Source organism: Paenibacillus sp. LS1 (assembly GCF_026013365.1).
Taxonomy (GTDB): Bacteria; Bacillota; Bacilli; order Paenibacillales; family Paenibacillaceae; genus Paenibacillus.
The window spans coordinates 1-26371 of record NZ_JAPDOE010000021.1 but is presented as its reverse complement, the minus strand read 5'-3'; the positions used below and the strand labels follow the sequence as shown (position 1 = coordinate 26371).

Below are 26371 nucleotides of genomic sequence, written 5' to 3'. Positions count from 1 at the left end.
ATGGCTAGTAGAAGCTGGATTCATCATATGAATTCCAACTTCTATTCGCTTCTTATTCCTCTATTGTTTCAGCATCCACTTCAACAGATCCGGCGCGCTCGCCCATAAACGGGAATGCATAATGACATATTCAATCGCTTCGTCGGAGTCGCCCATTCCGACAAAATCAGGGAGGTTATGCGGCAACCGCTTCAAACCCAACAGGTAATCAGGCACATGTTTGTTCACACCCCGCGCCACACGGTACAGCATTTTGAGCTGGGAGGTGATTCCGTTTTTCTTATACTCCAGAATAATCTTGTCATAGGCAAAGGCCGCTGCGGCGTCACCTCTTCCATACTCCTCCAGCAATTGCTCTGCCTGTTCCAATTGGTTGCTGTACAAATACACAGCAGCGAGCAGGTAACGTGCTCCGGTATTGTCTTCTGTATTAAGCTCTAGCATATGCTCCAGGATCTGTGCTGCTTCCTTCGTATCTCCACCAAACCAGCAGGATTCGGCATAACTTTTGCATATCCGGATATAGGGACGAGTCTCATGAAGCCCCCAGAAGTCTCCTTTGTTCTCCTCAAAGAACAGTTCGCCCAGTTCACGTTTGCCAGCAGCGATTCCTTCCTTAAGGTAAGATCGTGCATCATTCTCATTGTCCGATTCCTCAGCCAAAATGAGATACGCATCAGAGCTGTCAGGATACATCTCCAGCGCTGTTTCCGCCAGATGTACTCTCCGTTTGGAAGAGCTCGCTTCCATCGCCTTAGACAGCAGAGCCTGTGCTTTGTCTTTCGATGTGCCTGGACCGTTCAGCATCAATAGCTCGTCCGTTTCACCGCCCATGCCGTATTCTTCGATGTAACTATTCATCTCCTTAACCTTCCGGGAGATCGTGCCTGTCGTTACCTCATATTTATCAGCCAGCTCAGACTTTAAGACATTGAAGCCGTATTCCTCGGACAGCAAATACTCAATTGCAGCAGAGAACGAGCCTGTCTTCTTCACAGTAGGACGGGTTTGACGGGAGTAGCCGTTCCATAGCACCAGAGCTTCCAAAATTACCTCTGGCTCGTATTGGTTCCTCATGTTCTCAATAGTCTGCAGGGCCAGCTGTTCGTGAGCCGGATGCTCCCATTTCAAATCGCTTGCCACCATTTTTTTCAGCTTGGTCAAGGTCAGTTTGCTCTCAGGCTGAATGGAGGCTTCCCGAACCGGTTGCTCCGTTGATATTATCCCCAGTATGGATTCTACTGCAGAGGACTCCTTGTTCAGACAACATTTCTTATATTTTTTCCCACTACCGCATGGGCATAAATCATTTCTTCCAACCTTACTCAAAACTAATTCCCCCTTAAATCTGTCTCTAGCCATTCGCATGAGAACTCTGTTGCTTCAGCATTGTAGGTGTCATTTCTCAAACTAGGCATTCTATATAACTTTCAAATTCCATCGATCAAGCAGAAACGGCTGCCCCGTACTTATATAAAAAAGGTGGGGCCGTTTCAGCGAGTATATGTTCATTTGGAATATGACGGATCACTCTGGCGATGAGTTCCTCATACTCTCTGTCATAGGATTGGATTCGCCTGAACCCAATCAATGGAGCTAGATTTACCGTCCAATGTAGCCCAACTATGAAAACAATTCGCTGTAGAATATATAAACCCATCTCTCTATTCTAGCAAAAATTGAATAAAGGGGTAAGCTTTGCCCAAAACATACACATTCTCAGCTCAAAAAAAATAGCCTGCACACGGTGTGCAGGCTCAAAGGATATATAAAAAAAGGGGGTCATGTGTGTTATTATAAGCCCACTATGTTAAAGGCTTATGTAACTAATATTACAGTAATATTACAAAAATGATAGCGCTTTATAAATTTGTTTTTTTTAATATACTCATGATTAAAAAGCCCTTGCACATCACTCGACTGTGTGGTCGAGCAGTGCAAGGGCCAAGAGGTATCTATACGTTAATTCAAATCTTCCACATAGGCATGGTTGGAACGAAGCTTATGAACAATCTCGTCATAGTCCTCATCTCTTACTTTGGCAGACAGAACATAATGCAGATCATCATAATCGGCCGAAGACACGTCCGCTGCATTCAGCAGATCTCCATCCTCATTCACTCTGTCACGAGTATCCCGTTCTGCATCACGGTCCACATTGGCTACTACAGGGATCACATTTTCGCTAGCTGGAATACCAGGGGCTGCACCTACACCCATTGCTCCGTTGGTGCCTACGCCACCTGCTGTATTATAGGGCACCAGTGGCACCATAATACGCGTGTCTCTACCTACCGCACTGTCCAGTTGACCTACTTCCAAATGCTCTGTACGGAACGTCTGAAGTGAAGTTCTTGCTCCCTCTGCCTCGTCCTCGGTTCGAAAATACGCCTGAATATGTTTTGTCATGTCAAACCCTCCTTTTTCGGAATGAAATGCAACGTGAAGTTTGTAAGTTTCACGATGTAACGTAGGTAAGATACATCCATGTATGTCAGTTGAACCGAGTGAAGTTAAATGACTTTTAGCAGTTCACGGACAAACGCTGGCTCATCTTCAGGCGTGCGGGATGTAATATAGTTTCCATCCACCACAGCCTCATGATCCTTGAACTCTGCTCCTGCGTTTACCATGTCATCCTTAAGTGGCGGATAAGATGTAATCGTACGGCCTTTCAACAGACCGGCACTTGCCAAAATCTGCGGGCCATGACAGATCGCTGCGATTGGTTTCTTCGCACTGTTGATCTCGGTGACGAACTTCAAGATGTTCGCATCACTTCGCAAATTCTCAGGGGATGATCCACCAGGAATTACGACTGCATCATAATCTGAAGCGGATGCATCGGAGATCGCTTTATCTGCCGTATAGGAGGCCTTTCCTCCCTTACCTTTAAGGGTCTCACCGGCCTTTAACCCGATAATCTCCACTTCATGCCCAGCTTTTTTCACTTCGTCATACGGAACCTGCATCTCCGAATCTTCAAAGTCATTCGCCAATAAAAAAGCAACTTTACTCATAACGTATGTTCTCCTTTCCGTGTTCGAACTTTCTTTAGAAATCGGGACTTGCAGTACATCGGCACTTCGTTGTGCCTCGTTTTGTTATTACCCTCACCAGAGCAATTTATAACAACACACAACAAAAAGTCCTGATTCGAATACCACGAACCAGGACTTTTCAGAATCTGTATAATCCAAATTTCGGATGTTTTTATACCTGTGCAGACATTCAAGATCGCGGAAGATGAGTTTGCTTCCCTTTGTCCGAATCCTGAAGTGCCCAGATCGTTGCAACACATTCAGCAGCTGCACGGGCAAGATGCAATGATTCATTCAAGTTTCCAGGGAATACCAAAGGTTCCGTACGAGTACGTGTTTCTTTCGCAGATTGGCGCATAATGGGTTGGATACTCCTTTGATCATGAAATATTCATCAACGAATTATCCCTCATTATGGCCTGAACTCCATGAAATTATGCATTCGGTTCCTGACGAATCGGACTTTCTAACATCAAAGTCACCGGTCCCCAGTTGGTAAACGTCACATCCATCATCGCTCCGAAACGACCCGTTTCAACTTGAATGCCTTTATCACGTAGTAGCTGATTGAAAGTTTCATACAATAGTTCTGCAGCATCAGGTCGGGCCGCAGCCGCGAAGCTCGGGCGTTTTCCTTTGCGACAATCTCCGTACAAGGTGAACTGGGAAACAGACAATACAGCACCACCTACATCCAGTAGGCTGAGATTCATCTTCTCCTGATCATCCTCAAAAATCCGTAACCCACTAACTTTATCAGCCAGATACTGGGCATCCTTCTGGGTGTCCTCATGGGTGATGCCCACGAGCAACATTAGTCCGGATTGGATCTTACCTGTCAGCTCGTCACCAACGGTCACCTGAGCCTCTTTACAGCGTTGTACAAGCACCCTCATCTTACAGGCTCCTTACTGCATAATCCGATGCACAGAATAAACATCTTTCACCCGTTTGATCCGTTCTACAACGGAATGCAGATGATCCGTGTTGCGAATCAGAATGGTCACGTGCACCAATGCTAATTTATTTTTGTCTGTCCGTCCCGTAACGGCAGATATATTGGTTTTACTTTCGGAAACAGCCTGAAGTACCTCGTTGAGCAAGCCATTCCGATCATGGCCTGTGATCTCAATATCCACACTGTAGCTCGCTTCGATATTCTCTTCCCACTCAACCTCAATAACGCGCGCTGCTTCTTCTCCGTCTGCACTTGTCGGGATATTCGGACAGTCACTACGGTGTACGGAAACGCCGCGGCCCCGTGTAACGTATCCGATAATGTCATCCCCAGGTACAGGATTACAACATCGTGCGAATCGAACGAGCAGATTATCGATGCCTTTGACACGAATACCGTTGGTTGGTCGATTTCTGCGCTCAGGTGCAGGTTTCAGCTCCCGCATCTCGGAATTCAATTCCAGCAAACTGGATTCTTCCTGCTCTTTACGCAGTTTTTCCGTTGCTTTGGTCACGATCTGTGCAGCAGTAATGCCACCGAATCCAACAGCCGCAAGCATATCCTCAATATCGTTAAAAGCATATTTTTTGGCAGCTTCCATCAACTTGTCATCCGTCATCCACGCAGAAGGATCAAGCCCCATGCGTTTCAGTTCACGCTCACAGCTCTCCCGACCTTTTTCAACGTTTTCTTCACGGCGTTCCTTCTTGAACCATTGCTTGATCTTTGCACGTGCATGAGAAGATTTAGCAATTTTCATCCAGTCCTGGCTCGGTCCGTAAGAATGTTTGGACGTCAAAATTTCAATGATATCGCCTGTCTTCAGATGATAATCGAGCGGAACAATTCGACCGTTCACTTTGGCACCAATGGTGCGATTACCAACTTCCGTATGGATACGATAAGCAAAATCCAAAGGAACAGAGCCGATAGGGAGTTCGATAACTTCTCCTTTTGGCGTAAATACAAACACCAGATCCGAGAAGAAATCCATTTTGAGTGATTCTACGAATTCAGAAGCATCCTGTGCTTCGTTCTGAAGTTCAAGAATTTCACGGAAGAACGTAATTTTATCTTCAAAATGATTTCCATTCGCAGCGCCTTCTTTGTAAGCCCAGTGAGCAGCGATACCAAATTCAGCAGTCCGGTGCATATCCCATGTCCGAATCTGTACTTCCGTTGGTTCACCATTAGGACCGACTACCGTTGTATGCAGCGATTGATACATATTTGCCTTAGGCATTGCAATGTAGTCCTTAAAGCGTCCAGGCATCGGTTTCCATAGCGTGTGTATAATTCCCAGGGTAGCATAACAATCCTTGATATTATCCACAATAATACGAATAGCAAGCAGATCGTAAATTTCGTTAAACTGCTTGTTTTTGGTGGTCATTTTCTTGAACACGCTGTAGATATGTTTCGGGCGGCCCGAAAGGTCTGCCTGAATGCCCATCTCATCAAGCTTGTTCGTAATTCCATCCATAACCGTATCAATATATTGCTCACGTTCCGCACGCTTTTTGTGCATCAGGTTTGCAATTCTATAGTATTGCTGCGGATTCAAATAACGGAGGGCGATGTCCTCCATTTCCCATTTGATCGCTGAGATACCCAAACGGTTTGCAATCGGACAGAAAATTTCCAGCGTCTCATATGAGATCCGGCGCTGGCTTTCTTCCGACTGAAACTTGAGTGTCCGCATATTATGCAGACGGTCAGCCAATTTAATCACGATGACACGGATGTCCTGCGCCATGGCGATGAACATTTTGCGGTAGTTCTCGTTCTGCTGTTCTTCCTTGGAGCGAAACTGAATACGTTCCAGCTTCGTCAAGCCGTCAACAAGCATGGCACACGTATTGCCGAAATGATTGCGGATTTCTTCAAGTGAGACCGTAGTATCCTCTACTACATCATGAAGAAGCGCTGCTATTATGGAGATGGTGTCCATCTGCATGTTTACAACAATGTCGGCAACCGCAAGCGGATGCAGAATATACGGTTCTCCCGATTTTCGCGTCTGTCCATGGTGGGCCTGATCAGCAAATTCGTAAGCTTCTCGTATGCGCACCAGATCGGGTTCTTTGATATATGCCCCGGCCTTCTCGAGTAATTGCTCTATGCCCATTCTGATCTGTTCCGTGTCCTTTCTATACCAAATGGAACCCGTGACAATGCTGCAACACAGGTTCCCCGTAAAAGTAATTTCCTATAATTATGACGCTTCGCCCGTTTCCCGTCAACTGCTGACGAATAAGAGCGCTTATCCAATTTTTATATTGGTGATCTGAATTACTTCTATCCCGTTTCCCTATGACTCACAGGGGATTGGATGTATTTCTTATTTCTTATGTATTATTGCCGTTATTTGCTGAAATAGAAGGAAATTTCATGAAAATATAAATTCCATCGCTCTGCTGCGTCAAAAATGTTATTGCTTAATTAAGAGAAACTCTGTAATCTATTGAAAGTTTGTGTTTCGGAAAAGGAGATGAAATTCATTGCAACGCGAAATTCAGGTTAATCAAAAGATGCCACTTGGCTCAGGTTCACTGCTTAGCCTTCAGCATTTGTTCGCCATGTTTGGCAGCACGGTGCTTGTGCCGAACCTGTTCGGTGTCGATCCAAGTATGATCTTGCTGATGAACGGGGTTGGAACACTGTTGTACATACTCATGTGTAAAGGTAAGATTCCAGCATATCTCGGATCAAGCTTTGCCTTTATTGCACCTGTCACAATGGTATTAAAACAACATCCAGAGAATGGCTACTCCATGGCACTTGGAGCTTTTATCATAACAGGACTTGTTTTCTGTCTCGTGGCCCTCATTATTAAATTTGCGGGTACCGGATGGATCAACGTTGTATTCCCACCAGCGGTTATGGGTGCCATCGTTGCTCTGATCGGTCTGGAGCTTGTACCTGTTGCAGCGCAAATGGCCGGATTGATTAATTCTGATCCTGTAGCTAACCCCAACTGGGTTCCTCAGGCCAAACCCATTATTTTATCCATGGCAACGCTAGGTATCACTGTTATTGGAGCCGTAACGTTCCGTGGATTCCCCAAAATCATTCATATTCTAATCGGAATAGTAGTGGGTTATATCCTTGGTTATTCTATGGGTCTGGTTGATAAACAGGCTATAGGAAACGCTGATTTCATCTCGCTTCCTACCGTAACAACACCTACATTTGACTGGTCCGTTATTTTCACCATTTTACCTGTAGCGCTTGTGGTTATCGTTGAACATATTGGACATTTGCTTGTAACGAGCAGCATCGTAGGCAAAGATCTGTCGAAAGACCCTGGCCTTCATCGTTCCCTGCTTGGTAACGGGGTATCCACTATTCTGTCCGGGTTTGTAGGATCAACTCCCAATACAACCTATGGTGAGAACATCGGTGTTATGGCCCTGACTCGCGTATACTCCACATATGTCATTGGTGGCGCAGCAGTCATTGCAATCGTACTCTCCTTCTCAGGAACATTCTCGGCGCTTGTAGCCAACATTCCTGTGCCAGTTATGGGCGGTGTGTCCCTGCTCCTGTTCGGGGTTATTGCAGCATCCGGTCTGCGTATTCTGGTTGAACAGAAAGTCGATTTTGCCAAACCGACCAATCTACTGCTTACTACACTTGTATTGGTCATTGGACTGAGTGGTACAGAAGTTACCTTCTACGGCATTCATTTGAAAGGGATGGCACTGGCAACTATCGTCGGAATCCTGATGAGCTTGTTGTTCAAACTGTTTGAAGTGCTGGGTTGGTTGAATGATGATTCAAAAAAACAGCCTATCACTGAAAAGACGCCCCATTAATTCCAACGTTTAAACATCAAAAGCCTGTTCTTTCCAACCCTAACGGATGGAGAGAACAGGCTTTTTCACAATCATTAATGCTGTATATTATTTCCCGGGAAAAGGGAAAAGCAATTCAGGTTTTAATCACAACACTCCAAGTGGAGATTTTAAACTTAGTAGTTCATCAATGTGAATACATCGATTTTCTCAGGCAATTTAGCACGACCATTCAGATCAGACAGCTCGATCAGGAATGCAGCACCGACAACGTTCCCACCCAATTGTTCAATCAAGTTGATGGAAGTGGCAATCGTTCCACCCGTTGCGAGCAGATCATCTGCGATCAGGACATTTTGACCTTTTTCAATCGCATCTGTGTGCATCGCGAGTGTATCCTTGCCATACTCGAGATCATAACCAACTTCAATCGTCTCTCCAGGCAGTTTTCCACTTTTACGAATCGGAGCAAAACCGACACCTAGAGCGTATGCCAGAGGGGCGCCCACAACGAAACCACGTGCTTCAGGTCCAGCAATGACGTCAATTTTCAGATCAGAAACCATCACTTTCAGTTCATTGATCGCCTTGCGGTACATTTCTCCATCTTTCAACAATGTTGTAATGTCCTTAAAGCTGATTCCCGGTTGTGGAAAGTCAGGGATGACACGAATATAATCTTTAAAATCCAAAATAATCTCCTCCTAAAATAAATACACAAACTTCCATCTAAGATACGCCCTTCATCCGGGATATCATCCATTGTGTCAGTTGCGGTGTGGCCGCATCCAGCATCACCTGTTCTATCTCGGCCATGTTTTCGAGCGCCTGATAGTGACGTGAAGCGGTTAGTTCACGCTTAGGCGGGTTATCCACAAACGCAATTTTGCCGTTATCACGGGTAATGAAGGATAACTCTTCGAATACATCCAACATCATCGTAATCATGCGCGGCGAACATCCACACTGACGACTGAGCACAGGAGTAATCTCTTGTTCCTCCACGGGTTCAGCTTTCCATTTCAACACCTGCATATAAATACGCTTAAAGAGATCTCTGGAAGGCATCTGAAGGCGATCTCGGCGGTTGCCTGATCCGTGTAGAAGGATGATATTTTCAGCTCCACTGAACAAAGCCAGCATGGCATCAAGTTGTTCCGGGGTTTCCGGCGTATCAAACACAAATAACGTCCGGACTTGTTCCTGTCCATAATGCTGTGCAGCAGCATTACACGGAAATAACCCGACCTTTCTATCATATACCCAAAGGCAAGGTTCATACAATGAATTTCCCTCTGAAACGTCTGTTTCTTTCCGAACAATAGCTCCAACGGAACCTGATTTGTATCGCAGATGCACCTCAAGTGAGCTCAAGAAATGTTTCATTGCACTCAATGGCTCGGCATTACCACGCAAATCAAACACTTGGACCTGAGGAACATGAATGTCCTGAAGCATCAATTGAGGTTTTCTCATCCCATTCCATTCATTGATGGACAGTTCTCCCATCACATCAATAACGGAACCTGGGAGAAGGAACTCTGCTAACGATCCCTTACCAAAAGCCACCGTTTCCAGTTGCTGACCATCTTGCTCCAGAACCAGTTTCAGATGGCGTTTCTCTCGTCCCATCGTTCTGGTTTCCCTCACAGTCACACTTCTCAATACAAACCGTGGCGAAGGATTGCTCATCCCGAAAGGCTGCAATCTGTCAATCTCCTGGATCACTTTCAGCGGAACATCACTGATTCTGCATTCATCATCCGCAAGACGCTGAGGTACAAAGTCCTCATCGGTCAGTACGGTTGCAGCAAACTCATTTAAGCCAGCCTCAAGTTCTTCCAGTTGATCCCGATGCAGGGTCATACCTGCTGCAGCTGGATGTCCCCCGTAATGGTCCATGGTGTGTTTATTGACTGTGAGTGCCTCATAGATATCCAAGCCCTCAATGGAGCGTGCAGAGCCCTTGCATACACCGCTCTCTGGATCGATCCCAAGAATGAGTGTAGGTCGGTAATAGCGGTCCAGCAATTTGGAAGCCACAATACCAACTACTCCAACATTCCAGCCCTCCCCAGCCAATACGATTACATCTGGAACGGATCCTGAACGAAGCTGTATCTTTTGTTCCAACTGTGCCGTTGCTTCTTGTAATATGCCCTCTACGACTTGCTGACGCTCCCGATTCAATAGGTCTAGCTGGCCGGCAAGCGTATGAGCTTCATCCAGATTCTCGGTTGTGAGAAGTGACACTGCTCTCCCGGCATGATCCAACCGTCCACTCGCATTAATACGCGGTGCCATGGCAAAGGCAATATTAATCGAGGTCACCTGACTCTGATCCACACCACTGATTTCAAGCAATGCACTTACACCGGGAAGACGTGAACCGCGCATGGATTCAATTCCATAACTGACGATAACCCGATTCTCACCTTCCAGAGGCATCAGATCGGCAACGGTGCCAATAGCGGCAATCTCCATCCATTCACCGGGCACTTCCCCGATCAATGCCTGAGCCAGCTTCAAGGCTACCCCCGCTCCTGCCAAACCTTTAAAAGGATACGGACATCCCGGAAGTTTTGGATTGATAAGTGTATAGGCTTCGGGCAAAACTTCAGGCGGTTCGTGGTGGTCTGTCACAATGACTTCGATGCCCAGCGTTGCCGCATAGGCAATCTGTTCAACAGCACTGATTCCGGTGTCCACGGTAATAATTAATGTAACGCCTTGTTGATGGGCCCAATCCAACGCATGGTTGTGTAACCCATACCCTTCATTCGAGCGATGAGGAATATATATATCGTACGAAGCCCCAAGATGACGCATCAAATGGATCATCAGCGATGTACTGGATACGCCATCAGCGTCATAATCCCCGTAGATTAAAATGTGTTCTTCCCGCTCCAAAGCCAGCTTGATGCGAGGCACAGCTTCATTCATGCCGAGTAGCAGATAAGGATCATGCATCTGATTCAGATCAGGATGCAAAAAACGCTCTGCCTCCTTCTCATTGTGCACTCCTCGACTCACAAGCAAACGTCCAACAAGGGGTGAAACGGAAAGCGCCTGCGAGAGTCCCGCAGCCGCCTCCAAATCGATATTCGGTGTATTCCACCGGTATTGCGAATAAAGCAATGATAACGCTCCTTTCCTGATCTACTGGACCCGCGCTTCACTACTGAATTAATGTCGCTTCGTGATCGGGCAGTTCATGATTGGATTTATAAGGATAACCTGGATCATAAGGTATCGCTTGAATCTGTACTTCTTTCACATGACTGAACCGAGTTAGCAATAGTGTCTTGGCTCGATTTGCAATCTCCTGTGCTTCCAGTATTGAGATTCTCGGATTCACACTAATGACCAGCTCGATCGTAACGTCATGTTCCTGTTCACGTGCGACCAAATGTTCAATGGTAATGATGCCATATACCCGCTGTACAGTCTCTTTGAAATCGGACGCTTCTTCCTGTTCCAGTTCCTGAACAAGTGAACCATACACCGTGTCTACAATCATTCGGTAACCCTTGTGAAGTACAAAACAGGAAGCAATCAACGCAGCCGTGGGGTCCAGGTAGAGCAATATGCTCAAGCCCGTCTCTTCACCAGCCATCGAACCGATAATACCGATTAATACGGTGAGCGAGCAGTAGAGTGCACGGCGATGTTGCTGTGCATAGGCCAGCGCCTGAGACTGATTTCGTTTACGGAAATATCTGTACTGAAATTGAAAAATTGCTTCCTTCACAGCCAGAGCCGCAACAGCCACCAAAAGTACAGACTTGCCAGGTGCTTCCGGTTCACTCCCGGAGAGACTACCCAACGCAGAGATAGCAAGCTGCAATCCACCCATGAGGATCAGGACAGATAACAATACTGAAATTCCCGGTCTAGCAACACGTGAATGTTCTCTAAACCGTTCCCTGCGAGCCTTGCTCTTATGGCGTACAGACTTTGAGGGAAAGAGACCAGCCAGGGCAGAACCAGCTTCAGAAGCAGAATACAAGCCGTCAGCGAGCAATGATTTGCTGTTTGCCATATAACCGACTCCCGCCTTGATCACCGCAAGTCCCATATTACCAGCAATACCGCTCCATGTGGCAGCCTGAGCAGATGGGATATGTTCTCTGGTCATGAATATTCCCCCTTAATTCTGTACATAAAGTTGCAAAACCGCGCCTGGCAGACGCGGCTTCACAATAAGATGTTTAGTTAGATTCTTTAGCTACTGTTTTTGGTTTATCCACTTGTTTACCTTTGAGCATCAACCATAGTGGAGCAGCGATATAGATTGAAGAATATGCGCCGAACAGTGTTCCGATAACCATCGCAAGCGAGAACATGCGAATGGATTCTCCACCAAATATGAACAAACAGATTGAAGCTGCAAACACGGTGAATGTTGTATTCAGGGAACGTGTCATCGTTTGAGCCAAACTGCGATTGACTACCTCACGCAAGTCGGCTTTGGTTGTCTTTTTGGCAAAACGCAGATTCTCACGAATCCGGTCAAAGATAACGATGGTATCGTTGATTGAGAAGCCGACAATGGTCAATACTGCGGTAATAAAGGTCAGATCCACTTCCAAACGGAAGATGGAGAACACACTTATTACGACAAATGCGTCATGGAAGAGTGCGATAACCGCAGCCAAACCAAAGCGCCACTCGAATCGGATCGCAACATAGATCATGATACCGATACTCGCAATGAGTACCGCGTAAATCGCGTTGCGTTCCAATTCTTTGGCCATCTCCGGATCGACGGTATTTACTTCATAGGAAGCTGATGCATCCAGTTTGGTAAATTCCTGTTTAAATTTGCTCTCTTGGGTCTCATCCAATTCATTGGAGAAACGAACATTTACACGGTCAGCCCCCGATGTAATGGTAACATCACCCTCATCAACGCCGATGTCCTTAACGATAGGTTTAATCTGCTCCGCTGTGATTGCTTTGGATACCGAGATATCCACATTCGATCCAGCACGGAAATCAACGGCGTAATTCAAACCCAAAGCCAGAATGCTGATGATCCCCGTAATCGTCAGAATAATCGAGAAGATATAGGCAATCTTACTACCTTTAATATAATCAAAATTCCAATTAAAGCGCACGAATTTCACTCTCCTTCACTCCGAAGTACTTAGGCTTCTTCAACACGTTACCCCGTACAAGCAGGGTCAACAGGAAGCGGGAGAAGAAAATATTCGTGATAATACTGGTGACAATGTCAAAAATCAGCACGAGTGCAAACCCTTTAACCGCACCTGTACCCAAGAAGAACATAACAGCCGCAGCAATAATGGTTGTGATATTGGAGTCAATGATTGTCCGGAAGGAGTGTTTACCACCCGCTTTAACAGAAGACAAGATCGACTTACCACTGCGCATTTCTTCTTTAATCCGTTCGTACGTGATGATATTGGCATCGACCGCCATCCCTATACCCAGGATAAACGCTGCAATCCCCGGAAGGGTAAGTACGAATTCCCCCATATAGAAGATTGCAAGTACCAGCCACGTATGTGTGATCAAAGCAAAACTCGCAATAATACCAGGAATGCGATAAAGCCCAATCATGAACACGAGAATAATAATGGAACCAATCAATCCCGCTTTAATGGTCTGATCCAGAGAAAGCTTACCGAGTGTTGCACCAACACTTTGTGAATACTTCTCTGTAAGTTTCAGTGGCAATGCACCCAGGTTAATGGTGTCACGAAGCTGATTTGCTTCGTCACGTGTGTAGGCACCCGAAATCTGAGCGGAACCATCTGTCAACTGTTGTCTAACGGTCGGAGCAGAGAGCAACTCATCGTCCAAATAGATAGCGAGAGGCTGTCCGATCAAACGTTTGGTAATCTCGGAAAATTTAGCTTTGTCTTTCACTTGAATGTCAATCATAGGCTCATTCAATTGAGTGAACACAACTTTGGCTGCATTCTCAACAAATTCATTTCCGCGAAGCTCAATTTTAGTGTATTCGCCTTCTTTGTCATTCTCAGCTTTACTACGGAAGGTCAGAACTGCTGGTTCTTTCATTTTGGCTCTAACTTCAGCCTCGTCCGTAACCCCTGCCAACTTCAATCGAATCCGGTTGCTTCCTTCAGTGGTTACCTCCGGTTCGCTTGTTCCGAGCGCATTGGCGCGGCTTTCAAGACTTTTGGCCGTTTGCACCAAAGATGCTTTGGTGACTTGTTGACCTGCTTCGAGCGGCTCTGCTTCATATAAGATCTCGTAGCCTCCCTTTAAATCAAGGCCCAAGCGTATATTTTTGAGCAGCTCCGGGCTTGTTCCCACCATTACCCCTGTGGTGACAAGCACGACCAGAATGAAACTGATAATTCTTTTCATGCCGTTCCTAGATCCCCTTTCGTTCTCAATATTCCTATTATAGCGATGCCGTAAAAAGCAGTCAATTTTCAACAAAAAAGATCCCTTTCGTCTAGAAAGAGGACCCCCGGTATGCAGACACGGTCATAAAGTTCATAAAGCTTGTTGCTTTCAGTGACAAAATGTCGTTCACCAGCTGGTGAAGCGGTGGAATGCCCTGTTTTTCATATTTATGACTGACGCAATTCCAGACATCTTTGCTGGTGACATATTCGTAACCGACAAGCCTTAATTCTTCCGCCTTGCTACGGCAGAGCATCTCTATTGACCGTTCCAACTCCACATCATTCATTTCTTCCAACGGGGAGCCTCCCTTCGTACATCCAAGCCTTTATGCGGCATCAATATTACATGATTCGACTTCGCCTGATCATATTCCTTCTTGCTGATTATGGTTCTTTTTGTTAATCGTGTCCAAGTTGTCATGAGAAGATAAAGGACTGGCATAGGATGAAGAACAACGGCTTTGTCCCGTTTATGTTGATAGCCTGTACTTTCAACCGGGAAAGAGGGATAGTCTTGAAGAAACAGACATTTATCCAGGGGGCCATGATCCTGCTCGCGGCAGGCATAATTAATCGAATACTTGGTTTCATCCCGCGCATTGCGCTGCCCCGAGTCATTGGTGCAGAAGGTGTTGGCATCTACCAATTGAGCTATCCCTTTTTTATCGTACTGGTGACATTGATTACGGGTGGTATTCCGCTCGCCGTAGCCAAGCTCGTAGCCGAAGCTGATACCGGTGCCAATCGGTATTCTCCCCAGCGAATCCTGCAAGTAAGCTTAAGCTTTACGTTGACCCTGGGTGTTGTATTCATGTTTTTGTGCATCCTATTTGCACCCTGGGTTACCAAGTACGTGCTCACTGATGAGCGGGTGTACCATACGTTCGTTAGTATGAGCCCCATGATTGCCATTATCGCCGTATCTGCTGTCTACAGAGGGTACTTCCAAGGCAAGCAAAATATGATGCCTACTGCCATTTCATCCATTGTTGAAACCATCATTCGCATCGTCTGTGTCATCTGGTTTGCCTGGCTTCTCCTCCCCCACGGTATTGCACAGGCTGCTGCTGGTGCCATGCTGGGCGCACTCGTTGGAGAATTCGGCGGTATGCTTGTACTCTTGTGGAAGTATAACAGACAGAAGAAAGAGTTGCCGTTAGGTAATCACCAGAACATGTCCAATCTCTCAGCCAAGCCTTTAACCACAGTAACCCCAGTTCTGAAAGACACAGGTACTCCACAGCCCGGATTAATCCGGCGTCTGCTTGCAATTTCCGTTCCCGTTACAGCAGGTAGATTGGTTGGCTCCTTATCCTATCTGGCTGAAACCATTGTTACTGCGCAGAGTCTGGCTCTGGCAGGCATATCCAAAGGGCTCGCTACAGCACAATATGGTGCATTACAAGGTATGATTATTCCTTTGCTGCTGCTGCCGGGGGCACTAACCTCATCGCTCGCGACATCACTTGTGCCTTCACTGTCTGAAGCTTCTGCTCAGGGAGATCGCGCACTGATTCACAAAAGAATGCATCAGGCCTTACGTTTGGCACTTGTGACAGGTGCTCCGTTTTCTGTGTTTATGTATGTGCTTGCCGAACCGATGTGTCTTGTTCTGTATAATGATGCATCGATCGGAAGCATGCTGAAGCTAATGGCTCCTTTTGCTTTGTTCATTTATATTCAAGCCCCTCTTCAAGCTGCATTACAAGCTCTCGACCGTCCAGGTAAAGCACTGCTGAATACATTTATTGGTGCTGTTATCAAAATCACGTTGATTTTAATGCTCGCATCCCGGCCTGAATATGGCATCTTCGGTGCAGTCATCGCCATCTGTGTGAATTCTACGGTGGTTACTCTATTACATGCCCAAAGCGTACGCAGCCTGCTACAATTCCGCTTCAAGATCATGGATTGGGTCAAAACGGGGGCGGGAATGTTTATTATGGGAGCAGCCACTCTGCTTGTATACGAAGAGACTGCCATATTATTGCCTTTCTGGGTCCGGATGCTTCTCGCTCCTTTCGTTGGCCTCATCGTATATTTCATCGTTATGGGCTGGACCAAAATGATTGACTTCCACGATCTGTCCCGTGCTCCTTTTATAGGTTCATGGTTTAAGCGTCGGTCAGGCAAATGATTTTCATTTTTTATCATCTTTTGGACTTACATAAATCTTACCGTTATGGTCGATGGAGCATATAAATACATCTTTGAAATCCATGATACCATTATGCTGAATTTGATTTTTTAGCCAAAATCTCGTTTTCTGAATGAGTTCCAGATTCTGATCCTGGACCTTGCCGTCCATAATTAAGGGCAGTGGCAGACCTTCATATTTAATATTGGGGAATCCATCAATTTGATTTTTTCCTGTTTTGGATTTACTGGAAGAAGACTCTTCTGAGTCAGATCCGGAAGAACTGCTGTCGTTAGAAGCATTCTGATCTTTGGGAAAAACGGTCAGCTTGCCTGTGGTCTCCAAAATGGCGAAATCCACCTCACCAATACTGTCTACATTCTGTTCACGGAGTTGTAGCAACAGATCATCCAGATTATATCGCTGTTTACGCATCTCATCCCGATGAAGAACGCCTTTGGAGATCAATACCGTAGGTTTGCCATCAATCATCAAACGAAGTCTTCGACTCTTCAAACCGACAAAGGCCATTCCGATTTGCACGATGATGACCGTCAGCATGGGTGCAATCCCATGAGACAAAGGTTTATTTATATCTTCAATGACAAAGGCAGCCATCTCTGCGAGCATAATCGACACGACCAGATCAAACATGGATAGCTTACCGATCTCACGTTTACCCATAACCCGAATAGCACAATACACCAGAAAGTACATGAGAATGGTTCGAAAGATATGTGCTCCGACATCTGGGAAGTTCACAATAGGGGTCCTCCTTCGAAACTAAGTTTTTGACAGTTAGCTGTAGTGCAATCCCTATTTTGACCTGAAGCTTACATGCTCATGCAGAAATAATCCGTTCATTTAATGGAAATCAGTTCATAAGTCCGAAGGCTTGACCATACACTGTATTAACTTCAAACTTGTACAAGGGGGTTGCTTCATGCAATTGATCCGCCGCTTGGTTTCGTTTCGAGTGTCCAATCCGATTCTGTCAGGCCTCTGTCAGGCTTTTGTATGGATGTTTATCGGAGCATTAATTCTCTCCTTCTTTCTCTGGATGAGCGGAATGCGGGAACAGGACCTCTCGTTGTATACCTATGTTGTTCATGGGTTGTCGTTATTGGTTGGTGGATTTGTGGCAGGCAAACGTTCTGGTGAAAAAGGATGGTACTACGGAGGAATTACCGGAATCGTATATGGACTCCTCGTGCTCTTAATCGGATTTCTCGCGTTGGATGCTTCGTTTAATTGGAAAGATAGTTTACAACTGCTCAGCGCCTTCTTCATTTCAGCTCTTGGTGGCATGTTCGGCGTTAATACACATCGTTCCTAGCTGACTAATGAAGAACATCGACCTTACCTCATAAAACAAAAAAGAGAACCGGGTCTCCATGGAGATCCGGTTCTCTGCTAGGGAATACGCCACAAACGTACCCTCGTTATTCTATGTTACAGTGACTATTCAACAGCCGTTTCACGAGCTACAGCCGTGCTAATTGCATTACGGTCAAACGTAAGCTTAGTCACATCGTTTACACGCAATACAACCACATCGTCCGTAATCTCAGCGATCGTTCCGTGAAGGCCACCAATCGTTACAATTTTATCGCCTTTTTTCAACTGGCTCAGCATGGAATTCCGTTGCTTTTGCTTTTTGTTCTGTGGACGAATCATTAAGAAGTAGAAAATCGCAACCATGAGTACTAAAGGTACAATCAAAGATACGATTCCACCGCCTTGCGCTCCTGCTAGAGGCATTCCTTGAAACATTCAAAACTCCCCCTTATCGACTATACGTACAGATATTGCTTGTTACGCCGGCTTCCGCAAAACTTGAATCAGAAACCTTTGTCATTGTCATGAAGACCATATTGATCGAAAAATTCATCCCGGAAATCAAGCAAACGATCTTCCATAATGGCTTTACGTACATTACGCATCAAATTCTGCAAGAAATGAAGATTATGGATTGTCGTCAAACGCAGGCCAAATGTTTCATCTGCTTTGATCAAATGACGCAGGTAAGCTCTGGAATAGTTGCGACAAGTGTAGCAATCACATTCAGGGTCAAGTGGCCCAAAATCAGTTGCAAACTTGGCATTGCGAACTACCAGACGTCCTTGGCTGGTCATTGTTGTTCCGTTACGGGCAATCCGAGTTGGCAGAACACAGTCGAACATGTCCACTCCACGAATTGATCCCTCAATCAACGCATCGGGCGAACCTACCCCCATCAAGTAACGTGGTTTATTGGATGGCAACAAAGGTAACGTATAATCCAATACACCATACATCAAATGTTTCGGTTCTCCAACACTCAGTCCACCAATAGCATACCCCGGGAAATCCATGGAAGTCAAATCTGCGGCGCTCTGACGGCGAAGATCTTCATGCATGCCTCCCTGTACGATGGCAAACAAACCTTGATCATGCGGACGAGCGTGACTTTCGAGACAACGTTCCGCCCAGCGGCTCGTTCTTTCGAGAGATTTTTTGACATATTCATATTCAGCCGGATACGGTGGGCATTCATCAAAAGCCATCATAATATCGGAGCCAAGTGCGTTCTGGATTTCCATGGCCACTTCAGGTGAAAGGAACTTCTTGTCTCCATTCAAGTGGGAGCGGAAGTTAACGCCTTCTTCCGTAATTTTGCGCATCTCGCTGAGAGAAAATACTTGAAATCCGCCGCTGTCCGTCAGAATTGGACGATCCCAGTTCATGAACTTGTGCAATCCGCCAGCTTCGCGAATGATCTCATGTCCTGGTCTCAGAAACAGATGATACGTATTACTCAAAATAATCTGAGCATCCATTTCTTTCAATTCTTCAGGGCTCATTGTTTTGACAGTCGCCTGTGTACCTACAGGCATAAAGGTCGGTGTCTCAATAATGCCGTGAGGTGTATGCACACGCCCCAGACGTGCACCGGATTGTTTACAAGTTTTGATATGTTCATACGTAATTGCTGCCATTGGTTTTAATCATCCTCTAAAAGTTAATCGTTATTCTAATGAAGCAATTTCATAATACCTTTATTAGTGAGTTATGAAATTGCTTCTAATATATCAACATGGCATCGCCGAAGCTGAAGAAGCGATATTGCTCTTGGATGGCTTCCTCATATGCCTGCATAATGTGTTCTCTGCCTGCAAGTGCACTAACCAACATAACTAACGTGGATTTCGGGAGATGAAAATTCGTAAGCATCCCATCGATCACTTTAAAGGAATAGCCTGGATAGATGAAAATGCTCGTCCATCCGCTGCTCGCTTGCAGTAATCCATCTTCGAATTTGCTCCCTACCGTTTCCAAAGTCCGGCAGCTCGTTGTACCAACCGCAAAAACGCGGTGTCCATTCTCTTTGGTCTGGTTAATCAGATCTGCTGTTTCTTGTGATAAGGAGTAATACTCCTCATGCATGACATGATCTTCCACAACGTCTACCGACATCGGTCTGAATGTTCCCAGTCCTACGTGAAGTGTGATGAAGGCGACATTAACGCCTTTGGCACGAATCTGATCCAACAATTCATCCGTAAAATGCAATCCCGCTGTGGGTGCAGCCGCTGATCCCTCATGCTTGGCATACACGGTCTGATACCGTTCGCGGTCATCCAATGTCTCTTTGATATAAGGTGGCAACGGCATCTCGCCCAGACGGTCCAGAATCTCCTGGAAGATTCCATCATAAGTAAACGTAAGTATACGTGCCCCCATCTCGCCTTCTTCTTCAATGATCGCCTTAAGTTCATCACCGAATACGATGACCGAACCGGCTTTCAGCTTTTTACCCGGCTTAACCAGTGCTTCCCACTTGTCGCCTTCCACATTTTTAAGCAATAACACTTCTGCTTTTGCTCCAGTATCTTCTTTTGTACCAAACAAACGAGCTGGCAGAACACGTGTGTCATTCAAAATCAATGTATCGCCAGAATTCAGAAAGTCGATAATATCAGGAAACGTTTGATGATTAATCTCACCACTATCTTTGTTCAAGGTAAGCAACCGGGATGCCGTGCGATCAAGCAGCGGCGTCTGTGCTATCAATTGCTCTGGTAATTCAAAATCATATAAGTTCACATTCATTTTAGTTTCATTCCTTAACAATAGTCGCATTTTGATAATAGTGTTTCAATATTGCCTGGTAATCATACCCTTCATCTGCCATGCCTTTGGCTCCCCATTGGGACAAGCCCAATCCGTGGCCATTACCCTGACCGATGAACATGTAGGTCTGACCCTGCGTTACCGCTCTTGCTTGACCATCACCACTCATAACCACAAGTGCATTACCGGATGACGTTCCTGTACCAGAAGAAGACAATACAGCGGCACCATTTGAGCCGGTTTTACTGGCTGTTTTGCCGTCAGCGCCTAATACAGTATAACTTCCGGTCCCTGCAATATCAAATAAAGTGCTCGGTAATCCACCCAGCGCAGAGCGGTAGGTATCGGCATATTTCACCGTCATAGCCTGTCCGTTGGCAGTGACTTCAAGTGCTCTTCCGGAAGGTCCACGCTTGGTTACTTCCAAGGTTGAGATTGAAGCCGGAACAGATGCTGTCGTTTTACCCTGAAGAGATTTAACCAACTGAGCTGACGTGAAAGGTCCTCTCACCCAGGCATAGTCGTTGGATTGAGCTACTTTTGCCAGTACAACAGCTTCGTTACCTGGATTCATTTTGGCTACAGGTTCAACGGTGGATTGAATTAACGGAATGGCACGCACATTGGTATTCTGAGCCGTTACCGTCACTTTTGCCAGTCCCGCATTAGTCTTGGTCGTTAATTCTTTGATGTTATCCTCACGAATGTACCCGCTAACGCCTGAACTCAGCAGCACATGGTACCACGTATGTAATCCTGCCTGAGCTGATGTATCCCCTGAGCTAACCACATTGGTGAACACACCTGCTCCGCCGTTCCATACCTCAGAAGGATGAGCAGTCTGTCCACCCGCATTGGAGGAGAACACAGCTTCGATGATTTTACCACCGCTCTTGACCACTTCTCCAGCCGTCGCATCCACTGCGCTGGTTACTTTATCGTTTTCCGAACCAATCCCGTTATAGGCTTGGCTGAGAGTTGTATCCACGACATTGGCAATTTTGAAACGATCACCTTGTTGAAGCGCGTAGGATCGAGCGGCTACGGCTTGAACTTTCAGAGCCTCAGCAGGCCAAGAGGAATACACTTCTGCCCCTACAACGGAGTACAGGTATTGTTCCAGTGGAACGACATTGACCAACGCCAGATCACCGCTCACGATGCTGATTTCCATATCTCCGCGATACGTCCGCTGGGAACGCTCCACTACTTTGATACCATTGCCATTCCCTTGTACCACTGCTTTGGAATCAGTACCCGCAATGGTGTAATGCGGAGCAGTTTTAAGTGCATCCGTACTTAACCCTGCATCCTGGCGAATGATAAGCCCTGCGCTATTGTTGACAGGTGAAAGACTTACCCCTGGAACTTTGGCTTCCACACTTTTCTTCAATGTGGATAATTCCGCATCCGTTGAAGCTTCACCCACCCATACTGCATATGCTTGACTTCCCCCACTCAGTTGAAGGACTGGATAAGCACTAACTCCTGTTGATAAAAGGTTGGCTTGAGCTGCCTCTGCTTCCTGAATCGAACCATAGGTTCCAGCAGACAGGCGTTTACTTCCCGTTACAGCTGGCTTTTGACCAGCCAATTGAGCTGCTGCTACCTTTTGTACCCGTGTAACAGCTTGTCCAGCAAGTGCCTCCGTTGCATAGTTGCCTGTGTATAGCTGGTAGATCGCATTTCCATTTAAAGTGGTTGTGAACAGCAACGGCTTATCCGCGGTTGCCTGCAACAATTTTGCTGCTGCAGATGCTGCCTTAAAGTCCGCTGTTTCCAACACCTTCACTCGGAATCCATCTGCACTGAAACGGACTTGTCCTGCCGGAAGGCTTACATTTGCGCCACTCTCCGATTGGATGCTCCATTGTCCCGTCGATTCAAGCGTAATGAGTGGTGTAGTTGATTTATACGTACTACCCAGATTCGCAAACATGGCTACCCGGATCGTCTGTCCATCATTTCCTGCTGCATACGCAGGCACTTGAAAACAACCCACTGTCAAAAGAGCTGCCGCCAGTACCTTCAATCGACGACTCCACTTCTTCGTTCGTATTGCTTTTCCCACAATCAGACTCCTCTCCATGCATTTCTTTCATTTTATATCGGATTAACACGTGATTATTTCAATGTTTATGATGAACCTTCAAATGAGTATGTTCAACAGGTTCGATTATTTCCCGTCTCTTGGTGGAACAGGCAGACCCAAGTGATGATAAGCGAGATCTGTTACGATCCTGCCCCTTGGTGTACGCTGAATCATACCAATCTGAAGCAGATACGGTTCATAGACATCCTCTATCGTCTGACTTTCTTCACCAATCGTAGCAGCAATGGTATCCAACCCTACCGGGCCTCCCCGGAAGCTGTTGATCATAGATTTGAGCATCTTATGGTCAATGTCATCCAAGCCACGTGGATCGATCTGGAGACGTTGCAGCGCTTCTTCCGCCAGTGTCTGCGTTATAATCCCATCACCACGTACCTGTGCAAAGTCGCGTACTCGTTTGAGCAAACGGTTAGCGATCCTTGGTGTCCCACGTGAGCGCAATGCAATCTCTTGCGCAGCATCTCCCACAATCTCCACACCCAAAATTTCGGTAGAGCGTGAGACGATATAAGCCAGCTCATCAACTGTATAGAATTCCAAGCGACTAATAACACCAAATCGGTCTCGAAGTGGCGCAGACAGCAAACCAGCACGCGTTGTAGCGCCAATCAGAGTGAATGGCGGCAGATCCAGCCGAACGGAACGTGCACTTGGACCTTTACCAATCATAATATCCAATGCCGAATCTTCCATAGCGGGGTACATGACTTCTTCAACCGTACGATGCAAACGATGAATCTCATCAATAAACAGGACGTCGCCTTCCTGCAGATTGGTTAACAATGCTGCCAGATCACCCGGGCGTTCAATGGCCGGGCCCGACGTCGTTCGTAAGTTAACGCCCAATTCGTTGGCAATAATATTGGCAAGTGTTGTTTTACCAAGTCCAGGTGGTCCATATAACAAAACGTGATCCAATGCCTCATTACGAAATTTGGCAGCTTCAATATATATCTTTAAATTTTCCTTCACCTGATTCTGCCCGATATATTCATTCAGATACCGTGGACGAAGGCTCAACTCAACATTCTGGTCCTCCATCATCAGGTTCGCGGAAATAATCCGATCATCCATGTTCATCCCTACCTTTTTTTGCAGGCTACAGCTATATTATAATATGCAATTTGTGTTATCCCGTAAACAGCATTTGCAGCGCCTTTTTCATCAACACATCAACGGAATCCGCTGTAGTAACATCCTTTTTCAATTTGAGCCATACTTTATCAAGCTCACTGTCAGTATACCCAAGTGCCTTGAGACCTTCACGTGCCTCATCCCAGGCTGAACCACTTCCCGACTCTTCCGATGGAGGAGCGAACAAACCTGTTGCATACGCTGCCGCGCCAAAACTATCCAGCTTATCCTTGAGATCCAGGATCATGCGTTGTGCAGTCTTCTTGCCGATGCCTGGAAGTTTGGTCAAGAACGTAAGATTCTCCTGGTAAATCGCCGTAACCACATGTTCTGGTGTACCTCCAGCGAGTATGCCCAGCGCCACTTTGGGACCGATACCAGATACTTCAATCAGTTTACGGAATAAACGCTGTTCATCTCGTGTAACAAATCCAAATAGCAACATCGCATCCTCACGCACATGATGGTGAGTGTACACCGTAATTTCGCCTTCTTGCTTTGCAAACGCAAATGGGTTCGGACAGAATACGCGATACCCCACACCATGAACATCCAGCACAATATAATCATTCTCTACATGAATGAACTGTCCTCTTAGAAAATCAATCATTTTCGCAATACCTCATTCAACTTGGAATTTAATGTATAAGAATGTGCGTGGCACACGGCTACAGCCAATGCATCCGCTACGTCATCCGGCTTAGGAACGACTTGAAGTCGCAAGAACATTTTGACCATCTCCTGCACTTGCTTCTTCTCCGCTTTACCGTACCCAACGACGGCCTGCTTGATCTGCATTGGCGTATACTCTGCAATAGGCAAACCCTTCTGTGCCGCAGCGAGAACCATGACGCCTCTAGCCTGACTGACAGACATCGCTGTTGTAACGTTCCGATTGAAAAAAAGTTTCTCCAACGCTACTGCGTCCGGTTTGTATTTATCAATCAATTGCACCATACCTTCATATACGTGAAGCAACCGCTCCTCTTCAGGTGTATGAGCTTCCGTCTGAATACATCCATATTGTACGGGTACTACCTTACTGCCGATTTTATCCACAAAACCAAAACCAACAATCGCAATCCCCGGGTCAATTCCCAAAAAACGCAAAACCATCTCTCCCTCACAAAAGCGAACATATGTATCGTTCATTTCATTATAACAAAAGATAGACCCTGCGGCAGGAAAAACTTTGTCTAACCTATTCCTCGTCTTTATTCGTGAATTTTTTACATGTTTATGCGTATTTTTATGTATTTCAGTTCAAACGACAAAAAGGACATCTCTTCGATGTCCTTCATCACATTCCACATATTTTTGGGTCTATAGCTTGGTTTCCTAAACTACCAATGTTACTGCTATTGCCACCATCTTTTCAGTACTTCAGCATCTTAATGCTGTAGGTGAGGACTATTGACTATTGGATTACCCTCCATTGCGGATTAGATGATGGTCTTCATCCACTGCGTAGTCACTGAACGTAGAGATTACGCTATCATATTCATCCTTGTCCTGAATCCGAATGCCCTGCTGCAATTGCTCCAGTACGCCTTCAGGCAAAGAACTCTCCAACGTTCCAACATCCAACTGAAAGAACGTACGAATGACCTTCTCTTCTGCTGGCTTACCCTCATACAGATTAAGATTACCAACAGCATCTATGCTGATATACGCCTGCTGTTTACAGAGCGGTGAAAGGTCATCTACACGTTGCTTCAGATGCAGCTCATCGGATGCACCAACGCTAGCATCCCATTCCGGATGTTGAGCCAGCAGCATCTTCAACTGTGGTCTAGCCATCTTGCCTAACTGCTCTGTCTCCACTCCGCAGATGTACTGTGTTTCCAAAACTACACTCGTTAAATGATCCGGATCAGCATCAAGTTGCTCTACTAGCGCCCGAATTTCCTGTTCAGATCTTGTTTCCTGCGTAACAGGTCCCATCACACTAGTTGCCTCACTGAAATTAGTCGTGAGCAAACGTTCAATCGTAGATGAGATAGGCAACCCGCTATAAGCCAATATGGTAACTGCAAGTAAAGCCGCGGTCATCCATACCGTTCGTTTCCACCGTCGCCAGCGTCTCTTGAATTGTTTTCTGAAGTTAAACGTGTTCACATGAACCCCTTCTATCACTTTTTAAACCTATTGTGACCTAAAGAACGAGGCTTTATGCAAAACTAACTCGTTGTCTGGAGAGGGAACCCGCATGTACTATGTTAGAACGCTTATCATCATAGCATCTGACTTGTAATGATCGTAACTTATAAAGATAAACATAAAAAAAGTACTATCCAATTATAGATAGTACTTTTTCGAGATCGGGATGACACGATTTGAACATGCGACCCCCTGGTCCCAAACCAGGTGCTCTACCAAGCTGAGCTACATCCCGTTATATATACCGGCGAGAGGACTCGAACCTCCACGGTTTCCCACTCGATTTTGAGTCGAGCGCGTCTGCCATTCCGCCACGCCGGCAAATTTAAAGTTATAATGGCGCGCCCTGAGAGATTCGAACTCCCGGCCTTTTGATTCGTAGTCAAACGCTCTATCCAGCTGAGCTAAGGGCGCAAATATTGGAGCGGAAGACGGGAATCGAACCCGCGACCCTCGCCTTGGCAAGGCGATGCTCTACCGCTGAGCCACTTCCGCATGCGGTACTAATAAATAT

General features: G+C 46.0%; 24 protein-coding genes and 4 tRNA genes. 3 read left to right on the top strand and 25 right to left on the bottom strand.

The genetic code is table 11. The annotated features are described in order from the left end of the window. Positions 1–60 precede the first annotated feature (60 nt). From OM416_RS30820 to OM416_RS30795, 6 genes are all read right to left on the bottom strand, one after another. A complete protein-coding gene (locus OM416_RS30820) occupies positions 61–1329 on the bottom strand; it encodes an SEC-C metal-binding domain-containing protein (protein WP_264935995.1) in 1269 nt (422 codons plus the stop codon). Positions 1330–1962: 633 nt separating this feature from the next. Next, positions 1963–2409, bottom strand: a complete 447-nt coding sequence (locus OM416_RS30815) for a hypothetical protein (RefSeq protein ID WP_264935993.1) — start codon at positions 2407–2409, stop codon at positions 1963–1965. Between the two features lie 104 nt (positions 2410–2513). Next, positions 2514–3020 (bottom strand): type 1 glutamine amidotransferase domain-containing protein, encoded by a 507-nt coding sequence (locus OM416_RS30810; RefSeq protein ID WP_264935990.1) that lies wholly within the window; start codon positions 3018–3020, stop codon positions 2514–2516. Positions 3021–3231: 211 nt separating this feature from the next. Next, positions 3232–3399 carry a hypothetical protein gene (locus OM416_RS30805; RefSeq protein WP_264935988.1) on the bottom strand — a complete coding sequence of 56 codons (168 nt, stop codon included), beginning with the start codon at positions 3397–3399 and terminating at the stop codon, positions 3232–3234. Between the two features lie 76 nt (positions 3400–3475). After that, a complete protein-coding gene (gene dtd, locus OM416_RS30800; protein WP_264935986.1) occupies positions 3476–3937 on the bottom strand; it encodes a D-aminoacyl-tRNA deacylase in 462 nt (153 codons plus the stop codon). A 12-nt stretch (positions 3938–3949) separates the two neighbouring features. After that, positions 3950–6127 carry a RelA/SpoT family protein gene (locus OM416_RS30795; protein WP_264935984.1) on the bottom strand — a complete coding sequence of 726 codons (2178 nt, stop codon included), beginning with the start codon at positions 6125–6127 and terminating at the stop codon, positions 3950–3952. 373 nt (positions 6128–6500) lie between these two features. On the opposite strand from OM416_RS30795, the gene uraA reads away from it, so the two are divergent. Further along, the gene (uraA, locus tag OM416_RS30790) at positions 6501–7817 is read left to right on the top strand and encodes a uracil permease (RefSeq protein WP_264935982.1); all 1317 of its coding nucleotides are present in this window, start codon (positions 6501–6503) and stop codon (positions 7815–7817) included. Positions 7818–7972: 155 nt separating this feature from the next. Here uraA and OM416_RS30785 read toward each other — a convergent pair whose 3' ends face one another. From OM416_RS30785 to OM416_RS30760, 6 genes are all read right to left on the bottom strand, one after another. After that, the gene (locus OM416_RS30785; protein WP_047844084.1) at positions 7973–8488 is read right to left on the bottom strand and encodes an adenine phosphoribosyltransferase; all 516 of its coding nucleotides are present in this window, start codon (positions 8486–8488) and stop codon (positions 7973–7975) included. Positions 8489–8525: 37 nt separating this feature from the next. Then, positions 8526–10934, bottom strand: a complete 2409-nt coding sequence (recJ, locus tag OM416_RS30780) for a single-stranded-DNA-specific exonuclease RecJ (RefSeq protein ID WP_264935979.1) — start codon at positions 10932–10934, stop codon at positions 8526–8528. Between the two features lie 40 nt (positions 10935–10974). Beyond that, on the bottom strand, positions 10975–11934 hold the full coding sequence (locus OM416_RS30775) for a cation diffusion facilitator family transporter (protein WP_264935977.1): 960 nt from the start codon (positions 11932–11934) through the stop codon (positions 10975–10977). A 73-nt stretch (positions 11935–12007) separates the two neighbouring features. Beyond that, a complete protein-coding gene (secF, locus tag OM416_RS30770) occupies positions 12008–12916 on the bottom strand; it encodes a protein translocase subunit SecF (protein WP_264935975.1) in 909 nt (302 codons plus the stop codon). Beyond that, a complete protein-coding gene (gene secD, locus OM416_RS30765; protein WP_264935973.1) occupies positions 12906–14156 on the bottom strand; it encodes a protein translocase subunit SecD in 1251 nt (416 codons plus the stop codon). Before secD ends, secF begins: the two co-directional genes overlap by 11 nt. A 91-nt stretch (positions 14157–14247) precedes the next feature. Further along, positions 14248–14487 carry a post-transcriptional regulator gene (locus OM416_RS30760; protein ID WP_264936020.1) on the bottom strand — a complete coding sequence of 80 codons (240 nt, stop codon included), beginning with the start codon at positions 14485–14487 and terminating at the stop codon, positions 14248–14250. Between the two features lie 227 nt (positions 14488–14714). Here OM416_RS30760 and spoVB point away from each other — a divergent pair, with 227 nt between their 5' ends. Next, positions 14715–16337 (top strand): stage V sporulation protein B, encoded by a 1623-nt coding sequence (gene spoVB, locus OM416_RS30755; protein ID WP_264935971.1) that lies wholly within the window; start codon positions 14715–14717, stop codon positions 16335–16337. A gap of 3 nt (positions 16338–16340) precedes the next feature. Here the strand turns inward: spoVB and OM416_RS30750 are convergent, their stop codons facing one another. After that, a complete protein-coding gene (locus OM416_RS30750; RefSeq protein WP_413775849.1) occupies positions 16341–17054 on the bottom strand; it encodes a YetF domain-containing protein in 714 nt (237 codons plus the stop codon). A gap of 226 nt (positions 17055–17280) precedes the next feature. Between OM416_RS30750 and OM416_RS30745 the strand changes: the two genes are divergently transcribed. Further along, the gene (locus OM416_RS30745) at positions 17281–17673 is read left to right on the top strand and encodes a TIGR04086 family membrane protein (protein ID WP_264935967.1); all 393 of its coding nucleotides are present in this window, start codon (positions 17281–17283) and stop codon (positions 17671–17673) included. 125 nt (positions 17674–17798) lie between these two features. On the opposite strand, the gene yajC is transcribed toward OM416_RS30745, so the two are convergent. The 12 genes from yajC to OM416_RS30685 form a co-directional block, all read right to left on the bottom strand. Further along, positions 17799–18110 carry a preprotein translocase subunit YajC gene (yajC, locus tag OM416_RS30740; protein WP_264935965.1) on the bottom strand — a complete coding sequence of 104 codons (312 nt, stop codon included), beginning with the start codon at positions 18108–18110 and terminating at the stop codon, positions 17799–17801. A gap of 68 nt (positions 18111–18178) precedes the next feature. Then, positions 18179–19315: a tRNA guanosine(34) transglycosylase Tgt gene (tgt, locus tag OM416_RS30735; protein WP_036616872.1), complete on the bottom strand. Its 1137-nt coding sequence runs from the start codon at positions 19313–19315 to the stop codon at positions 18179–18181. A gap of 85 nt (positions 19316–19400) precedes the next feature. Then, complete coding sequence (gene queA / locus OM416_RS30730; protein ID WP_264935963.1) at positions 19401–20429, bottom strand: tRNA preQ1(34) S-adenosylmethionine ribosyltransferase-isomerase QueA; 1029 nt, start codon at positions 20427–20429, stop codon at positions 19401–19403. 7 nt (positions 20430–20436) lie between these two features. Then, on the bottom strand, positions 20437–22539 hold the full coding sequence (locus OM416_RS30725) for a SpoIID/LytB domain-containing protein (protein ID WP_413775848.1): 2103 nt from the start codon (positions 22537–22539) through the stop codon (positions 20437–20439). An 87-nt stretch (positions 22540–22626) separates the two neighbouring features. Further along, positions 22627–23637 (bottom strand): Holliday junction branch migration DNA helicase RuvB, encoded by a 1011-nt coding sequence (gene ruvB / locus OM416_RS30720; protein WP_036616868.1) that lies wholly within the window; start codon positions 23635–23637, stop codon positions 22627–22629. A 55-nt stretch (positions 23638–23692) separates the two neighbouring features. Beyond that, positions 23693–24307, bottom strand: a complete 615-nt coding sequence (gene ruvA / locus OM416_RS30715) for a Holliday junction branch migration protein RuvA (RefSeq protein WP_036616866.1) — start codon at positions 24305–24307, stop codon at positions 23693–23695. Then, on the bottom strand, positions 24304–24807 hold the full coding sequence (ruvC, locus tag OM416_RS30710; RefSeq protein WP_017686765.1) for a crossover junction endodeoxyribonuclease RuvC: 504 nt from the start codon (positions 24805–24807) through the stop codon (positions 24304–24306). The genes ruvA and ruvC overlap by 4 nt, the downstream gene beginning before the upstream one ends. A 315-nt stretch (positions 24808–25122) precedes the next feature. After that, positions 25123–25815 (bottom strand): BofC C-terminal domain-containing protein, encoded by a 693-nt coding sequence (locus tag OM416_RS30705; RefSeq protein WP_264935955.1) that lies wholly within the window; start codon positions 25813–25815, stop codon positions 25123–25125. A 203-nt stretch (positions 25816–26018) separates the two neighbouring features. Next, a tRNA-Pro gene (locus OM416_RS30700) sits at positions 26019–26092 on the bottom strand. A 7-nt stretch (positions 26093–26099) separates the two neighbouring features. Then, a tRNA-Leu gene (locus OM416_RS30695) sits at positions 26100–26178 on the bottom strand. Between the two features lie 16 nt (positions 26179–26194). Next, a tRNA-Arg gene (locus OM416_RS30690) sits at positions 26195–26271 on the bottom strand. Between the two features lie 6 nt (positions 26272–26277). Further along, positions 26278–26352 (bottom strand) — tRNA-Gly (locus OM416_RS30685). Positions 26353–26371: the final 19 nt, after the last annotated feature.

What these genes read in the sequence shown, in the direction of transcription:
- OM416_RS30815 (WP_264935993.1), bottom strand. Translation starts at nt 2,409, where the DNA reads ATGACAAAACATATTCAGGCGTATTTTCGAACCGAGGACGAGGCAGAG.
- OM416_RS30810 (WP_264935990.1), bottom strand. Translation starts at nt 3,020, where the DNA reads ATGAGTAAAGTTGCTTTTTTATTGGCGAATGACTTTGAAGATTCGGAG.
- OM416_RS30805 (WP_264935988.1), bottom strand. Translation starts at nt 3,399, where the DNA reads ATGCGCCAATCTGCGAAAGAAACACGTACTCGTACGGAACCTTTGGTA.
- dtd (WP_264935986.1), bottom strand. Translation starts at nt 3,937, where the DNA reads ATGAGGGTGCTTGTACAACGCTGTAAAGAGGCTCAGGTGACCGTTGGT.
- OM416_RS30795 (WP_264935984.1), bottom strand. Translation starts at nt 6,127, where the DNA reads ATGGGCATAGAGCAATTACTCGAGAAGGCCGGGGCATATATCAAAGAA.
- OM416_RS30775 (WP_264935977.1), bottom strand. Translation starts at nt 11,934, where the DNA reads ATGACCAGAGAACATATCCCATCTGCTCAGGCTGCCACATGGAGCGGT.
- secD (WP_264935973.1), bottom strand. Translation starts at nt 14,156, where the DNA reads ATGAAAAGAATTATCAGTTTCATTCTGGTCGTGCTTGTCACCACAGGG.
- OM416_RS30760 (WP_264936020.1), bottom strand. Translation starts at nt 14,487, where the DNA reads ATGAATGATGTGGAGTTGGAACGGTCAATAGAGATGCTCTGCCGTAGC.
- OM416_RS30750 (WP_413775849.1), bottom strand. Translation starts at nt 17,054, where the DNA reads ATGTACTTTCTGGTGTATTGTGCTATTCGGGTTATGGGTAAACGTGAG.
- OM416_RS30745 (WP_264935967.1), top strand. Translation starts at nt 17,281, where the DNA reads ATGCAATTGATCCGCCGCTTGGTTTCGTTTCGAGTGTCCAATCCGATT.
- yajC (WP_264935965.1), bottom strand. Translation starts at nt 18,110, where the DNA reads ATGTTTCAAGGAATGCCTCTAGCAGGAGCGCAAGGCGGTGGAATCGTA.
- tgt (WP_036616872.1), bottom strand. Translation starts at nt 19,315, where the DNA reads ATGGCAGCAATTACGTATGAACATATCAAAACTTGTAAACAATCCGGT.
- queA (WP_264935963.1), bottom strand. Translation starts at nt 20,429, where the DNA reads ATGAATGTGAACTTATATGATTTTGAATTACCAGAGCAATTGATAGCA.
- OM416_RS30725 (WP_413775848.1), bottom strand. Translation starts at nt 22,539, where the DNA reads ATGGAGAGGAGTCTGATTGTGGGAAAAGCAATACGAACGAAGAAGTGG.
- ruvB (WP_036616868.1), bottom strand. Translation starts at nt 23,637, where the DNA reads ATGGATGATCGGATTATTTCCGCGAACCTGATGATGGAGGACCAGAAT.
- ruvA (WP_036616866.1), bottom strand. Translation starts at nt 24,307, where the DNA reads ATGATTGATTTTCTAAGAGGACAGTTCATTCATGTAGAGAATGATTAT.